The following is a 13,702-nucleotide window of genomic DNA, read 5'->3' as shown; positions in this document are numbered from 1 at the left end:
GGACGGAGGGATCAGCGGCTGCGGCCGTGCCGGGACGGCGGTGGAGTCGGTGGCATCGGATTGGCAGGAGGGAGGGGGTGCCGGGCGGCGAGGGTCTGGACGCGTTCTTCCAGCGCCCCGGCGATGTCCACGGCGAGCGCGTCCGTGGTCCTGCGGGCGACGACACCGGGGTTGCGGGTGGGCAGGCTGCGCCCGCCGTCGGTGCGTAGAGCGGGCTTGGGGTCGGCGATTGCGGTGGTGAACGCGGCGACCAGGTGGTCGGGAGTGTGGGCGTCGAAGCGGGCCTGCCACACCGGGCGTGGGCCGAGCGTGGCGGTGACGAACCAGATGCCCGGTTCTTCCGCGTTAACCAGCCGCTGCACGTACGCGGTGCCGTCGGGCGAGACGAGGCCGTCGGCACCGACGGCAGGAGCAGACCAGGCGAGCTGCCGGAGTGGCTCGAACGGATCGCAGGGTGCGTCGGTTGGCGGGGCAGGGGCGGTGAGGGCGTCGGTGAAGGCGGCGATCAGTTCGACCGGGGTGCGGGCCCCGAAGCTCGCGTACCAGGCGGGTCGGCCGGACTCGGCCGTGTGGTTGATGGTCCACCACTGGCCGTCGGGGTCGGGCTCCAGGCGCAGGAGGGCCTTCTGGTCGGGGCTGGAGAGCAGGACGCGCGGCATCAGGGGGTCGTGGCCGTGGCTCCAGCCGCAGGCGCGATGGAGGGGGATGGTGACCCAGGCGGGGTCGCCCCCGCCGGAGAGGTGGCGTGGGGTGATGAAGTCGACCTCGACGGTGTCAGCTCCGGAGGGCATGGTCACCGCCTCGTCGCGCGGTAGCCGCCGTGCCGGGGTTTGACGGCGGGGAGCTGCGGACGCTTCGGCTGGGTTGCTGCCCGGCGGGTGGCTGCCTGGATGTCGAGGACGGCGCGGCCGTGGCTGGCCCAGTCGTCCAGGTAGCTCCAGCACTCGGCGTGATGCTCGTCCAGCGCGTCGATGTACACCTCGGTGCCCGGTCCGGCGCCCTGGGGGAGCTGGGCGCGGGTCTGTTGCCACTGCTTGTCCAGGGCGTCGAGGCGGCACAGCGCCTCCTCCAGGACGCGCAGTTGCCCGGGCCAGCTGTCCCGGGTGAGGTGGGCGGGCAGCTGCTGGAGTTGGAGCCGGGCGGTGGCCAGCAATTGGCGGGCGCCGGGCCGGATGCTGGCGAACGCCGTAGCGGTGTCTGCGTCGCGGACGGCGGCCCGGCGGCCGTAGGCGCCCTGGTCGAAGGACCAGCCGTCCAGGTCCGTGTTGAACTCGGTGAAGGCGTCCCAGGAGGCCAGGATCCGTTCGCTGTGGCGCAGGTAGCGGTTGAGGCGCCGCAGCGAGGTGCGGCGGTGTGAGGGGGAGATGGGAAGTTCCTGTCGGTTCAGCGGCGGGCGGCCGGCTGGGCAGTGCGGGCGTTCGCCGGGGACGGCGCGGGCTTCGTCTGACGTCGGCGGGCTGCGCGGACGTGTGCCGTGATGGCCTTGAGCCGGTTGGTGTGGGCGTCGACCACCTGCTGAGGGGAGAGTGGGCTCGGTTCCTGGACAGCCCTGTAGTGAGCGGTCGGCTCGTGCATGCCACGTTGGAGTGGAGCGGTGTCGGTCAGCGCGGTGACAAAGGCGTTGACCAAGTGGGCGGAGACGTTCTGGTGGAAGTGCGCGTGCCAGATGCGTCGGCCGCCAAGCTCGGGAAGGTTGGCCTCGTGGGTTTCGATGTGCCAGTCCGGCGTGTCGTGGAGTTCGCTGACCGGGCGGTGCTCGATGGTGCACATGCCGTCGGTGGAGTGGGCCGCGCCGCTGTCGTCGCGAGTCCAGCCCGCTGCGTCGAGCGTTCGCCATGGGTCCGGCTGTGCGGCCGGCGGCGGGATGACCAGGGCGTCGGTTACGGCGGCGAGGACCTCTGCGGGGACGAGTTCACCGAAGGCGGCGTACCAGTAGGGCTCGGCACCGAAGGGTTCGCTCGTCAGGTGCCACCGCGCGGACATGTACCCGGACTCCGGGGTGAAGCGCAGGGTGTAGCGGTGGTCGGGGCTGGTCATGACCATGCGCGGGCTCAGCGGATCGGAGGTGCGAGTCCATCCGGCGGCGGCGAGACCGTGTGTCACGTGCCGAGCGTCACCAGGACCGGCGAGGTGGCGGGGGCTGGTGTCGAAGGGGATCTGCCAGGCGTGTTTGTCGGCGAACTCCGAGAGCTGCCGTTCGCTCACCGGCACCGGCTGCACCCCTGCTCGCTCTCTGCGTCATCGTGGAGCGCGCGCAGCTCGTCCAGGACATAGTGGAGGGCGTGCTGGTCGGTCTGCTCCCAGGCGGCGGAGCGCAGCTCGGCGATCAGGTGGTTGAGGTGCGCGGTGCGCGGGATGGCGTGGTGTTCCTGGATGGTGCGGGCGAGGGCGCGCAGGGTGTCGGCGAGCTGGACGGGCAGGCCCGTGTACTCGTCGAGGAGCGGCTCGACGAGGGCGAGGGCTTCGGCGGGGTCGGGATTCTCGCGCAGGTACTCGGTGACGTCCGACAGCGCTTCGGTCAGGGTGCGCAGGGTGTCCGGGGTGGGGGCGGGCATCGGGCTCCTTGAGATGGGGGTGTGAGGTCAGTGGCGGGTGCGGGCGCCGCCGGCCGGGTTGTAGGGGCGGGCGGTGGTGCGTGGCCGGGTGCTTCGGGCGCTGGTGCGGGCCCAGGTGGCGGCGCGGGCGGCTGTGATCCGGGCCTGTTGCCACGCGCTGAGCTGGGAGGGCTTGACGGAGACCGACCAGGTCCGGATCTGGGCGCTGTGCGGGACGCGTCCGCGTGGGCGCATCACGGGGTCGGGGCCGGCGAGTTCGGCTGAGAAGGCTTTGACCAGGTGCATCGGTGTGTTCGGCGTGAAGTGGGCCGTCCAGCCGTTGCCCTGCTCATCCTTCGCTCCGGTCCACCACATCGCCGCGCCGTCGGCGTCCTGGCGGTACTGCATCCACGCGGCGCCGTCGGGGCTGGTGGCCGTGTAATTCTGGTCCGCGAAACGCGTGTGCCAGTTCTGCTCCTGCAGGGGCGCCCAGACGTTGGGGGCGTGGGCGGAGCGGGGGCGGGTGAGGGCGTCGGTCAGGCCAGCGACGATCTCCACCGGAGTCTGCCGGCCCAGGTGCGCAGACCATTCCACGGTCGCGTCGCCTGCCCGGCCGTGGATGGTCCATCCGCCGGGGAGGATGTAGGGGTCGTAGGCGACGCGGACGGTGCGGTCCGGGCTCTCCATGAGCAGCGGGCCGTCCTTCTTGGACTTGTCCCGCCAGCCCGAGGCGCGCAGGAACGCTGAGACGTGCCGGACGTCACCGCCGCCGGCCAGGGCACGGGGCTGGACGAGGTAGTGCTGCTCGGCTTGCTCGCCCTCCCCCCAGCCCTGCCACTGCTCTTTCGTCACCGGCGCCGCCGTACGACGAGCGGGGCGGGAGCCGGAGGCTTCGCCGCGCTAGTGGCCGGTCGGGTGCCGAGGTGCTGGAGGAGGTCCTGGTGCTCGTCCAGGTCCAGGCTGATGTCGTGCAGTTCGTTGGCGGCACGGCCCAAGGCGAGCCATACCTCCGCTGGCAGGGCGCCTCGTTCCGCCTCGCTCTTGGCGAAGTGGCTGCCGGTGATGACGAGGTGAGTGACGCCGCCGAGGACTCCGTTGTCCGGGTCGAGGACGCGGGCGATGACCTGCCCTGCCTGGGGCGGGGGAAGCTGGGAGAGGTGGTCGGAGAGCTGGCCGAGCTGGCGGGTGATCTCGTCGGCCAGTCTCACCGGGTAGGGGGCGGGGTGGGACATGCTCCTCCGGGTGCGTGCACGTTCAGTGGTGGTGGCGCTGCCCGACGGGCTGCGCCTCGGTGGGGACGGCTTCCGGGCGGGCGCCGACCAGGGGGAGGCGCGGTCGGGGCCGGCCGTGATGCAGGCGCGCAGATAGCGGCGGAACAGGGCGGTTGCGAGCCGGGGTTTGAGCCGATGGCTGATCGGTGCGGGTGTGCGTTCTGCTACGGGTTTCTCCGTGGAATCGGGCGGCGGGGAGGTGGGCGGCCCCGGCGTGGGGCCGGGCCGGGGCCGCCCGGGCTTACGGGGTGCGGCGGGCCGGTGCGGAGCGCGAGGGGGAACGGGCGGGCGCCGGCTGCTGCGGGGCGGGGCGGGCCGCGCGCGCACGGAGGCGGTGCACGGCCTGCTGGTAGAGGGCCTCGTCGAAGACCTCGGGGTCGCAGTTGACCGTGTATCCGGCCAGGAGCAGGGCGGGGATGGCGCGGTTCGCCAGGCGCTTCTGCTCCTCGGCACCGAGGTGGTCGGGCACGGTGTGCCAGATGTAGAGCGGCTCGCCTGCGGGGTATGCGTGGCGTTCGAGGCCGAGCTGTTCCAGCAGGTCGTGGAGTCCAGCGGGGGCGCCGGTGGGGGTGTCGGCGTGGATGGTGGTCGTCAGGGCCTTGATGTAGATCTCGACGTCTGTGCCGTACTCGTCGGCCAGGTTGGCCATACGTTTCTTCTCCGGGGTCAGCGGCGGCGGGAAGCCGGGTCCTGTGCACGGCCCGGTGCCGGGGCCGGTGCGGTCGCCGGCGGCTGCGTCCGGCGGGCGGCGTGGTTGCGGGCGTGCAGGACGACGCTGGCGGCTTCGCTCAGGGAGTTGGCCGTGCTGCCGAGCCGTGCGATGGGCTCGGGTTCCTCGCCGGGAGCGGCGCCGTGGAGATCACTGGCGGTGATCCAGGCGCGGACGATCACTTCCCTGGTCAAGGGCAGCAGCCCGCGCACAGGCGCCGCGACCTCGGTCAGGACCTCGGCCACCGCGCTGCTGGTCTCGGCGGCCGAGGCCCGCTCGGCGAGTTGGGTGAGGTAGCGCAGGGCTGCGTCACGGTCGCCGTCGGGGGTGGCCAGCATGTTCAGGGTGGGATCGAGGTGGACGCTGTGGCCGGCGGCGAGCAGGGCGTGTGAGGCGGTGGTCGCCTTCAGGCGCTGCTGCTCGACGGGCAGGCCGTGCGGAAGACGGTGGTAGTCCCCGCGGGGCCCGGGAGCGGAGAGGAAGCCGCCGGTCCGCTGGAGGATGTCCGCTGCCTGCTCGGTGCCGCCGATGGCCACGACCAGACCGGTGCGGGAGTCCTTGGTGATGGTGACGTACTCCAGGACCCAGAAGTCGGGCTCCGTCTGGTTCATCGCGTCCTGGCGGTGGGTGCGCGGGTGCCGGCGGGGGCCGGCGGCATGGATGCCGGGGCTGCGGTGGGTGCGGTCCGGGCCGCGGGGTGCTGGAGGGCGGTGCCGATACCGAGCGCGTCGAGCTGCGGGCCGATCTCACGCAGCGCGCGTGCCTGGGCCTGGGAGTCGTCCCCCTCCAGGCGGTAGATACCGCTGTGCGGGTCCTGGACGAAGCCGTGGGCGGCGAGGATGGTGCCGGCCCGGTCGTCGGCGGGGGCGGTGGCGACGCTGCCGTCCGGCTGCCAGGTCAGGACGACCCGGTCCGACTGGGAGGGCTCGATACCGTCCAGGGCGTTGTGCCGGACCTGGGCGAGGGCACGGTCGTAGCGGACGAGCAGGTCGCCGGCGACCTGCTCGGCACCGAGGAACGGGTCGTCGGTCAGGGCGATGCCGTTGGGCTCGGGGACGGCGCGGTACGCCTCGTCCGGCAGGGCGTGCGGGGCGACGGCGGCGAGGAGGAAACCGTCGCGTTCGTCGTGCCGGTCGAGCAGGACGAGCTGGGCGCCGTCGGGGCGGCTGAGGACGGCGGCCTGCTGCAGGGGGTGTTCGGCCAGGGAGGCTGCGACCAGGTCCAGGTCCCAGATGCGGTCGGTGAGTTCGGCGAGGTCGTCCTTGGCGTCGGCCGTCAGGTGGGTGCTGGTCCAGGTGTCGGGGAGTTCGCCGGCGAGGACGTCGGCGTAGGAGGCGAGGCGCTCGGAGGCGGTGTGGTCGTGCATGGTGTCCTTGGGCGGTTGCAGGGGCTCAGCGGCGCAGTCGGGTGGCACCGACGGGTGGCGGTGCCGGGGCCGGCATGGCACGCGGCGGGGGTGGACAGGCGCACACCGCGGAGCGTTCGTGCTCGTGGTCGGGAACCTGCTCGGCGCAGGCGCGGCGGCCGGGGTGAGGGGCGTGCCGGTCGGCCAGCCGTTCGCGGGTGTGCGCAAGGTCGGAGTGGATGATGCGGACGTATTCGTCGGCGAGGTAGCGCAGGCGCCCGGCGGTGTACGGATCGCTCGCGTCGCCGAGGCCGTCGAAGAACTCCGCCAGGGCGCCCAGGGCTTCCGAGAATCCGGCGAGGATGCCGTCGTGGGGCGCGGTGAGTTCGGTGAGGACGTCCGCTGCCTCGGCGGTGTCGGTGGCCTCGCGGATGCGTTCGGCGAGGTGGGAGACCGAGGCGCCGAGCGCGGGATAGGCCGCGGGGCGGGACTCGGTGTCGAAGCGCTCGTCGCAGTCGACGTGGTACCCGACGGCCCGCAGGCGCCCTACGGCCTCGGTGGCCAGACGGGACTCCTCGTCCTCGGTCAGGCCGGCGGGGGCGCGGTGGTAGCTCTCGTGGAGGCGGACGACAGCGACGAATCCCGCGCGCTGGAGGATGCTGTGTGCTTCGGCGTCGCCGCCGCGGGCGAGGAGTTCGCCGGAGTGCGGGTCACGGCGGATGTCCAGGAAGCGGTCGGTGGAGCGGGGCAAGGAGACGTTTCTCCTACAAAGATCGGTGGGCGGTGCGCTGGGTCGCGGCCGGCGCGGCGGCGACCCGGGGCTGGACCAGATGGGCCGCAGTGGTGTCCAGGTCCTGCTGAATCGCGTGGAGGCGGCGCGCGATCAGCTCCAGACGGTGCGCCGTGTCCGTGCCGGCAGCCCCAGGCTGGCGGGCGACCCGGTACGCGGTGTGCTCGACCAGTCCGCGGACCGCGGCCAGCGGGCCGGACTGCTCGTCGGCGAGCTGGCTGAGGACGCTGGCCAGCTGCCCGGACGCGGTGGGCGCGGTGGGCTGGGTGGTGGGCCGGGCGGGGATCAGGCCGAGATCCTGCTCGATGCGGCGGGCCTGGTCCGCGAGGCGTCGCAGGATGTCTGCGGGCGGGGCGTGCCAGGCGCCGTCGAGATGGATCAGGTTGGCGATCAGGTCCAGGCGTCCGGGCTGGGCCTGGACGGCGATCCACCGGCAGCCGCTTTCCTTGCCCGGGATCTCGATGCCGGTGGCCCGCGCCAGCCGGTGAGCGACTTCAGTCCATTCCGGTCCCGTCAGTTCCCGGTCGTCCGGGTGAAGGCGCACATCGAGGTGGAGGATCGCCCGCCGGTCGTCGTCGGGGCTGGCGGCGAAGGGATGCTCCAGGAGGGCCTCTTCGATGTGCTCGGCCCACTCGAAGGACGTCCAGGACTTGTGCTCGTCGTCCAGGGTGAAATAGTCCAGGCCGGGCCAGTGGGCGACGATCGTGTGATCGGTCAGACCCTCGGTCGGTGACAGCGGCCGGCCCAGCGCTACTTCGAGTGGGTCGTGCGGTGTGTGCGTGCGCTGGTGCAGGCGGGGGATCACCGGCCGCTCCGCAGGTCGGCGGTGTGCGCGAGCTGGCCCAGGGCGGTGGTGGTGTACCAGCCGCAGTCGATCAGCTCGTCGCGGCCGGCGAACCGTTTCAGGAGGGTGTCCTCCATGGCCCGCAGGTAGATCAGGCAGTCCGGGCAGCGGCGCGAGAGGTGCACGAGGTAGCGGGGGTGGGCGGTGACGTAGGACTGGTCGCCACCGGTGGGATCGCGCAGCCGCCATCCGTTCTCGTCGGTGGGGGTGTGCCAGGAGGGGGCGACGACGCGCATCGCGTCTCCCCACAGTTCCCCGCTGGCCACCCCCTTGAGAACGACGACGGTGTCCCCGGCCTGGAAGTGGGCGTGGGTGATGTCGCGGGTCGGAGTGAGCGGGTCGGCGGTGAGGGCGGTGACGGGGACGGGGTGATGGTCCCAGGACGGAGGGAGCACGCAGTTCCTTCCACGCGATGGCTGTCGGGGTGGGAGCATCAATAGTCCGGAGGAACGCCGGTTTGGCTAACCGGCGTTTCCCGGCTATGTTGCCCCGTCGTCAGCGGAACGGGTTCTCCGTCCCGGTGTCGTCCGAAGTGGCGGCGTCCAGGAGTTCGGGCAGGTCAGAGCCCTCTGCGTCCCTCTGGTCGATCCACCATCCGGCGCGGTCGACGGTGCGGATCTTGTCTTCCAGGACGGCCCAGTCGGCCTCGTCCCAGGTGCCCTCGCTCACCAGCGCGCTGTACGCGGCGGTGACGAGCTGGTGGCGGGAGCGCTCGCCCCAGGCGAGGGCCTTCTCGGGTCCATCGAGCGGCGGCATGTCGAACTGCTCGGCCCACTCGGCGGCGACCCGCTGCTCCTCGGCACGCTTGGCGGCGATCCAGGCTTCCTTGGATTCCGTGTCCAAGTCGCGGGCGGCCCTCCAGCAGTCGGTGCAGTCGCGGCCTTCGAGCCAGCGGGCGAATCCGGCGCGCCGGTCGGCGGGCCGGTCGGACAGGTTATGCGTTACTTCGTGTCCACAGCTGTGGGCAATTTTCCAGGTCGTACGGACAGCCATGTTCTGAGGGATCTCCTTGCCGTGGCGGGCAGTTCAGGGGTTAAGGCCGGGAATGTGCGGTCGAGTGGACTGATGGTGGGGGTCCAGCGGCGCGCGACATGGGCTGGCCTGCGGAGGTGGTCTGGAGTGCTTGGCGGTGGTCTCGGGGACGCTTCCGCCTCCTGCGTCGTCTCAGCGTGTCCTGCGGATGGCGTCTGTGGCCGCCTTGGCGATGGCGACGGGAGCGCTGGAGGGCTGGGGCAGGTGCAGCAAGGTGGTCCCCGGCAAGTGGCGGGACTTATCGGTGAGGGTGAGCTGGAGTACGGCGCAGCCGGCGGTCGTGAGCTGCTTGACGCGGGTGACGGCTTGAGCGGTTTCGTCCCTGCCGTAGCGGGCGTCGGTGACGATCACGAGGAGGCGGCCGGCGCCGGGGCGGCTGAGTTCGAGGCCGTGGTCGAGTGCGTCGATGGCGTCGGCGAGGTTGTGGTGGCCGCCGGTGGCATCGAACGTCGTCACGCGCTCCGGTGCTCGGTGGGTGGGCCGGGTCAGGGCGGTCAGGTGCCTGTCGTAGGCGATGGTGGCGGTACGGGAGTCGGGGTCGCTCAGGGCTGCTGCGCGTGCCACGATCCAGGCAGCGGACGCGACGGGCTTGCAGGCGGCGCGCATGGAGCCGGAGACGTCGACGGCGATCCCCACACGCAGTGGTGGGGTGGGGGAGTTGCGGCGGCGGGTGTGGGTGAACGGTTCTGCGGTGGGGACCGACCCGGCCGCGCGCTGAGCGTCGCGGGCGAGGGCCGCGCGCATGTTGAGGCGGCCGGGCGGGGTGGGGCTGGTGGTCCGCTCCTCGGTCCGCTCGCGGTAGGCGGCGGCACGCAAGGCGCGGCTCAGGCGCGCGGCGGCGCTCTGCTCGGCGGCCGTGGGCCTGCGGGTGCCGGTGACCGGGTTGCTACGGGGCGCCGGTGTGCCGTCGGCGCTGACGGTGCCACGGGCGTTGAAGACCGACTTGGCGGTGGCGGCGGCTTTGCGTCGCTGGCGGGTCCGCTGGGCGCGGTCCTGGGCCTGCGCCTTGGACCGTGACGCCATGGCGTTGGAGGCTGCGTCCTGTGCCGCGAGGTCGGCGGCGTCGGTGGCCGCCGTGCTGTCCATGACGGCCGCCACCGCGCCGGACAGCAGATCGGTGAGGTTCTCCGGCACGGACAGGCGGGGGGCCGCGGCGTCCAGAGCGTCGCACCATTCTTGACCGCGCGCGAGCATGGTCGTGGCGTCGTGGTCGGCGCACTGGTGGGCTGCGGTCCAGATGCGGGTGAGGGTGCTCAGCAGGTTGGCGCCCAGGACCTTTTCGCACAGATCGGCGACGGCCCGGGTCTCGCCGGCGTCCAGGATGCCGACGTCACGGCGGCCGAGGATCAGGGCCGCCGCGGCGGCGGCCTGCTCGATGCCCTGGAGGGTGGGGTGGGCGATGTCGGGCATGACCAGGGTTCGGGCACTGGTGCGCAGGTACGTGCGGTCCGTGGGCCGCGTGATCAGGTGGGCGCCTTCGACGCGGCTCTCCTCCAGCAGGAGCGCGGCCTCGACGACACGGGGGTCCGCTCCGGCAGGCTGTGTCCAGACGGAGTGGGCCGCGTGCGCGGCCTCGTGGACGAACACGCCCCAGGCGGCGGGATACCGCTCCTCGTCGCCCACGATCCGCGGATGGATCTCGTGGGGCTTCAGCGGGGCGAACAGGCAGGCGTCGATCTCGACCTCGCCCAGCGTGGGGAAGTACGCGGCCGGTGCGCCGCTGCGCGTGCCGGGGCGGCAGGTGACGAGGAGGTCCTGGCGGCCGGAGAGGGCGACCAGCCGGTCGCCGAGTTCGGCTCCCACGCGCAGCCACGCGGCCGGGGAGGAACGGGGTTGCGCGGGCGGCGCGCCGTCGTCGTCCCATCGCGCGAGGTCGACGTCGTCGTCCGGCGTGGTGGCGGGGGACTGGACGTGGTGGTGGGCGCTCATCGCGGGCGCCCCCGGTGTGCGGAAACGGTGCTGCCCGGGGGCTGCCGGGCGGCTGAGGCGGGGAGCTGCTTGCCGAGGGTGAGAGGCGCGATCTTCTTGACGCCGACCGTCTTGATGATGGCGGCGGCAACGGCGTCGCGATCCTCCTCAGGGGCGATGCCGACGAGGTTCGCGAGCGCAGCTTTGGTGCCGAGGACGGCCTCGGTCTTCTGGTAGCTCAGCAGTTCCCGAAGCTGCGGGGCCCAGCCCAGCTCGCCGAGTTCGACCTGGTGGGCGAGGTGTCGGGCCACCCGGACCACCCGGGCATCGATCCTCAAGGCCAGGGCGAGGTCATAGTCCGTGCCGATCTGGATCTGCACGCTGAACCGGCTCGCGAGGGCCTCCGTCAACACCGCGCCGTGGACACCGGGATTGTGGCCCGCCACCACGTAGAAGCCCGGCTCGGCCTTGATGGTCTCGCCCTTGTGGGCCTTGACCTGGATCTGCCTGCGCCCGTCCATCGCGGGATACAGCGCCGCCAGGACCTTCGGTGAGATCAAGGTGGCATCGTCGATCAGCAGGGCGCGGCCCTCGGTCATCGCGGTGACCAGCGGACCGTACTGGAAGACGTAGGCTCCCGCGTCGTCCTGTGTGTACTCGCCGATCAAGTCGCCGACCGTGGTGTCGCCGTCACCGGCGACGGTGAGCAGGTCCGGGAACGCCGCCTCGACCAGACTCGTCTTGCCGGTGCCCGGAGGGCCGTAGAGCAGCACCGGCACGTCGGCGTCGCGCAAGCGATTCAACGCCTCGACGTCGGGCAGATCAGCCAGCTCCCGGGGGTGGTAGAGCTGGCCCCCCGCGCGGCGGATCGGGCCGGTCTGCCTGGGCGCGGCTGCTGCGGTGTAGGTCGTACCGGGCGTGGCCGCCTGGGCGCGGGGAGCGTGGGTGCCCGGTGGGCTGATCACAGCCCTCTGCGCGGCTGCGGCGGTTTTCGCGTTCGCCCGGAACTGCGGTTGTCCGGTCCCGCTTTGGTCGGCCTCGCCGCGTCGCACCAGGGTGAGGGCGGCGTTGCGGACGGCGCCGTGGGAGTGGCCCAGTTGCCTGGCCATGTCCCCGATGGTGAGCTTGTCCGCCGGCCGGTCGGCCAGCAGTTGGGCCACCTTGGCCCGTAGTTCGCCGCCCTTGGTACGCGCTGGTCTGGTAGGCCCGGGTGTGGTCAAAGCAAGAACCCTTCAACAGGTGGGGACGGGGTGGGCGATGCGCTGGAGAGGCTGGCTGGTCTCGGAGGGGATCACGGACTGTGCCTGCATCAGCGACCGGGCCAAGGGGGGCGTACCGTCGGCGCTCACCGGCCGACCGAGGGCTCGGTCCAGGTGCACGGGATGGCCGGCCACGGGCAGCTCGCTGGCTGCCGAGCAGACCCGTGCGTCCGCTCCGTACCGGGTTCCGTCGCTCGGCAGGCGCAGCCTGGCGTCTCTTCGAAGCCGTCCTGGAGCAGGATCCGCCGGGCGGCGGCGTTGTAGCCGGTGGTGGTGATCTCGCCGGTGATGCTGTGCCGGATCGGCATGAACGGCTCTGCTGGTGCCTCGGGCAAAACGGATCTCCTATCGGCGGCGGGCGGTCATGCTGGCGCGGGGCGGCGGCGCGGGCGGTGTGGTGTCCACGGCCGGGCGCGGGCGGGCACGCAGCACGGGGGTGCGGTGCGGGGGCAGGACAGCGACGGTCGCACCGAGGTCCTCGGCTGCCTCTTCGACTTCGCGAGTGAGGAACTCGATCTGCCGGCCCAGCGCTGAGAGGCGGGCGGCGATCTGACGGCCCTGCACGGTCTCCAGGGCGCTGGCGAACTGGCTGCTCGTCTCCAGTAGTTCCTGCAGGCGGACCATCGGGCCAGCGGCGTAGCCGCGCTGGACGGCGCCCAGGAGAGCGTTCGAGGCGTCACCGGCACTGTGGCCTTCGACGACGTCGCGGATCAGGTCCTGCAGGGACAGCTCCGGGGCCGGTGCCGGGCGGTTGAACCGGGAGATGTCCGAGCGCAGCACGCCGGGCGGGACCGGAGCGGGCAGGGCCTTGCCCGCCTCGTACTCGTGGGCAAAGTGCCCGATCACCTGCCAGCCCGGGACGCCCGGGTCGCCGCGCAGCGCGACCACGGTGGAGTCGTCGTCCTCGACCAGGTAAGCGAGGGTGATCGGCTGTCCGTCGGCGGCATACCACGACTCGGTCAGCTCCAGCGCGCCGCGCGTCTGCGCGGCCCGGGCCCTGTCGGTCCACTGCTGCTGTTCCTCGTCACTCAGCGGAGCCTTGTAGTGCTGGCCGTCGCGCTGGTCGGCGAGGTTGCTGGCGATCGGGCTGTGGTCCGCCCAAGCCGTGAGGTGCGGCCACAGGGCCGCGTGCTGAGCGCGTTCGGCCGGGGAGCCGGGCGCGGCGGGCTGGTCGAGGGCCCGGCGGATCTCAGCGGCGGAGGATGCCAGGCCGTCCAGTACGGCCCGCCACCCGGTCAGGTGCCGGGCGGGCGGCAATTCGTCGAGCGCGAGCCGGGCGGCATCGAGGAGAGCCTCGGCGTGCGGGGCGAGGTGGGTGGCGTACGCCTCCAGCGCCGCCTGGTCACGGTGAACTCGTGCGGCTGCGGCGGCGTCTGCGTGGACGGTGCGGCCGTGGCGGTCGCGTGTCCTGTCGAGGGCGGCATCGGTCTCGCAGTCGATGACTGCCATCCGCAGCCGGAAGTCGCGTGCCTTGCCGGCCAGTGCGGACGCTGTCGGCAAGGGGCTGTCAGGGGCCGGATGGTTCGCGTGGGTCATCGGGACCGCCCGCCGGCCGCGACTGTGAGGTGGACGGTGGGAGCGTAGGTGGGCTTCGGCGGTATCGGACGGGCCGACGGCGGGGAGGTGGTGGGCGGCGTGGAGCGCTGCGTCGTTCGGCCGGAGGCGGCCTGGGCGAGCCGGCTGCGGCGCTCCTGGAGTCCGTGTGGCCGGACGGGGCGCCGAGGGCCGGTGGAGAGGGCCGGATCGAGGCGGATGTCGGCCTGCACGATGTAGCCCCGACGGCGCAGGTCGTGGACGGCCTGGCGGGTGCGTCGGGGACCATCGCGCTCGGGCTCGCTGAGGCGGTACAGGCCCGGTTCATCGGGGACGGGCTCGAATTGCTCGCGCTCCAGGAACCAGTGGGCGAGGTGCTGGGGAATGGAGGAGGCGAAGGAGGCGACGAAGCCGTGTTCCTTGTGGTCTCCGAAGGAGAAGTGGGTGCCGGGCTGCAAGGGGGCGGGAGTCTCCAGA

19 protein-coding genes are annotated in these 13,702 nt (G+C 72.5%); 1 reads left to right on the top strand and 18 read right to left on the bottom strand.

Annotated elements, in window-relative coordinates; all coding sequences use genetic code 11:
* Window positions 1-11: 11 nt before the first annotated feature.
* The 6 genes from ACGF3J_RS36220 to ACGF3J_RS36195 all read right to left on the bottom strand — a co-directional run bounded on the left by ACGF3J_RS36220 (window position 12) and on the right by ACGF3J_RS36195 (window position 3,766).
* Window positions 12-791: a DUF317 domain-containing protein gene (locus tag ACGF3J_RS36220; protein WP_393855760.1), complete on the bottom strand. Its 780-nt coding sequence runs from the start codon at window positions 789-791 to the stop codon at window positions 12-14.
* 2 nt (window positions 792-793) lie between these two features.
* Window positions 794-1,153, bottom strand: a complete 360-nt coding sequence (locus ACGF3J_RS36215; protein WP_393855759.1) for a hypothetical protein — start codon at window positions 1,151-1,153, stop codon at window positions 794-796.
* A 230-nt stretch (window positions 1,154-1,383) separates the two neighbouring features.
* On the bottom strand, window positions 1,384-2,205 hold the full coding sequence (locus tag ACGF3J_RS36210) for a DUF317 domain-containing protein (protein WP_362334448.1): 822 nt from the start codon (window positions 2,203-2,205) through the stop codon (window positions 1,384-1,386).
* Window positions 2,202-2,555, bottom strand: a complete 354-nt coding sequence (locus tag ACGF3J_RS36205; protein WP_393855758.1) for a hypothetical protein — start codon at window positions 2,553-2,555, stop codon at window positions 2,202-2,204. The genes ACGF3J_RS36210 and ACGF3J_RS36205 overlap by 4 nt, the downstream gene beginning before the upstream one ends.
* Before the next feature lie 27 nt (window positions 2,556-2,582).
* Complete coding sequence (locus tag ACGF3J_RS36200; RefSeq protein WP_393855757.1) at window positions 2,583-3,386, bottom strand: DUF317 domain-containing protein; 804 nt, start codon at window positions 3,384-3,386, stop codon at window positions 2,583-2,585.
* Window positions 3,383-3,766: a hypothetical protein gene (locus tag ACGF3J_RS36195; protein WP_393855756.1), complete on the bottom strand. Its 384-nt coding sequence runs from the start codon at window positions 3,764-3,766 to the stop codon at window positions 3,383-3,385. Before ACGF3J_RS36195 ends, ACGF3J_RS36200 begins: the two co-directional genes overlap by 4 nt.
* A 10-nt stretch (window positions 3,767-3,776) precedes the next feature.
* Between ACGF3J_RS36195 and ACGF3J_RS36190 the strand changes: the two genes are divergently transcribed.
* Window positions 3,777-3,902: a hypothetical protein gene (locus tag ACGF3J_RS36190; RefSeq protein WP_393855755.1), complete on the top strand. Its 126-nt coding sequence runs from the start codon at window positions 3,777-3,779 to the stop codon at window positions 3,900-3,902.
* Between the two features lie 144 nt (window positions 3,903-4,046).
* Here ACGF3J_RS36190 and ACGF3J_RS36185 read toward each other — a convergent pair whose 3' ends face one another.
* The 12 genes from ACGF3J_RS36185 to ACGF3J_RS36130 all read right to left on the bottom strand — a co-directional run bounded on the left by ACGF3J_RS36185 (window position 4,047) and on the right by ACGF3J_RS36130 (window position 13,683).
* Window positions 4,047-4,454, bottom strand: a complete 408-nt coding sequence (locus ACGF3J_RS36185) for a hypothetical protein (RefSeq protein WP_393855754.1) — start codon at window positions 4,452-4,454, stop codon at window positions 4,047-4,049.
* Window positions 4,455-4,471: 17 nt separating this feature from the next.
* Entirely contained in the window at window positions 4,472-5,125 is a 654-nt protein-coding gene (locus ACGF3J_RS36180; protein ID WP_393855753.1) for a hypothetical protein, read from the bottom strand.
* A complete protein-coding gene (locus tag ACGF3J_RS36175; RefSeq protein ID WP_393855752.1) occupies window positions 5,122-5,880 on the bottom strand; it encodes a hypothetical protein in 759 nt (252 codons plus the stop codon). Before ACGF3J_RS36175 ends, ACGF3J_RS36180 begins: the two co-directional genes overlap by 4 nt.
* Before the next feature lie 25 nt (window positions 5,881-5,905).
* A complete protein-coding gene (locus ACGF3J_RS36170; protein ID WP_393855751.1) occupies window positions 5,906-6,610 on the bottom strand; it encodes a hypothetical protein in 705 nt (234 codons plus the stop codon).
* A gap of 13 nt (window positions 6,611-6,623) precedes the next feature.
* Window positions 6,624-7,454, bottom strand: coding sequence for a relaxase/mobilization nuclease (locus tag ACGF3J_RS36165; RefSeq protein ID WP_393855750.1), 831 nt, complete (start codon window positions 7,452-7,454; stop codon window positions 6,624-6,626).
* Window positions 7,451-7,888, bottom strand: a complete 438-nt coding sequence (locus ACGF3J_RS36160) for a hypothetical protein (RefSeq protein WP_393855749.1) — start codon at window positions 7,886-7,888, stop codon at window positions 7,451-7,453. The genes ACGF3J_RS36165 and ACGF3J_RS36160 overlap by 4 nt, the downstream gene beginning before the upstream one ends.
* A gap of 100 nt (window positions 7,889-7,988) precedes the next feature.
* The gene (locus ACGF3J_RS36155) at window positions 7,989-8,336 is read right to left on the bottom strand and encodes a hypothetical protein (protein ID WP_393855748.1); all 348 of its coding nucleotides are present in this window, start codon (window positions 8,334-8,336) and stop codon (window positions 7,989-7,991) included.
* A 321-nt stretch (window positions 8,337-8,657) separates the two neighbouring features.
* On the bottom strand, window positions 8,658-10,454 hold the full coding sequence (locus tag ACGF3J_RS36150; protein ID WP_393855747.1) for a hypothetical protein: 1,797 nt from the start codon (window positions 10,452-10,454) through the stop codon (window positions 8,658-8,660).
* The gene (locus tag ACGF3J_RS36145) at window positions 10,451-11,593 is read right to left on the bottom strand and encodes an AAA family ATPase (RefSeq protein ID WP_393855809.1); all 1,143 of its coding nucleotides are present in this window, start codon (window positions 11,591-11,593) and stop codon (window positions 10,451-10,453) included. The genes ACGF3J_RS36150 and ACGF3J_RS36145 overlap by 4 nt, the downstream gene beginning before the upstream one ends.
* Before the next feature lie 185 nt (window positions 11,594-11,778).
* Complete coding sequence (locus tag ACGF3J_RS36140) at window positions 11,779-12,000, bottom strand: hypothetical protein (RefSeq protein WP_362334602.1); 222 nt, start codon at window positions 11,998-12,000, stop codon at window positions 11,779-11,781.
* 37 nt (window positions 12,001-12,037) lie between these two features.
* Window positions 12,038-13,228, bottom strand: coding sequence for a hypothetical protein (locus tag ACGF3J_RS36135; RefSeq protein WP_393855746.1), 1,191 nt, complete (start codon window positions 13,226-13,228; stop codon window positions 12,038-12,040).
* Window positions 13,225-13,683: a hypothetical protein gene (locus ACGF3J_RS36130; RefSeq protein WP_393855745.1), complete on the bottom strand. Its 459-nt coding sequence runs from the start codon at window positions 13,681-13,683 to the stop codon at window positions 13,225-13,227. The genes ACGF3J_RS36135 and ACGF3J_RS36130 overlap by 4 nt, the downstream gene beginning before the upstream one ends.
* Window positions 13,684-13,702 lie beyond the last annotated feature (19 nt).

The sequence above is a fragment of the Streptomyces sp. NPDC048171 genome, from assembly GCF_043202655.1.
Lineage (GTDB): Bacteria > Actinomycetota > Actinomycetes > Streptomycetales > Streptomycetaceae > Streptomyces.
This window is presented reverse-complemented; position numbering and strand designations above follow the sequence as displayed.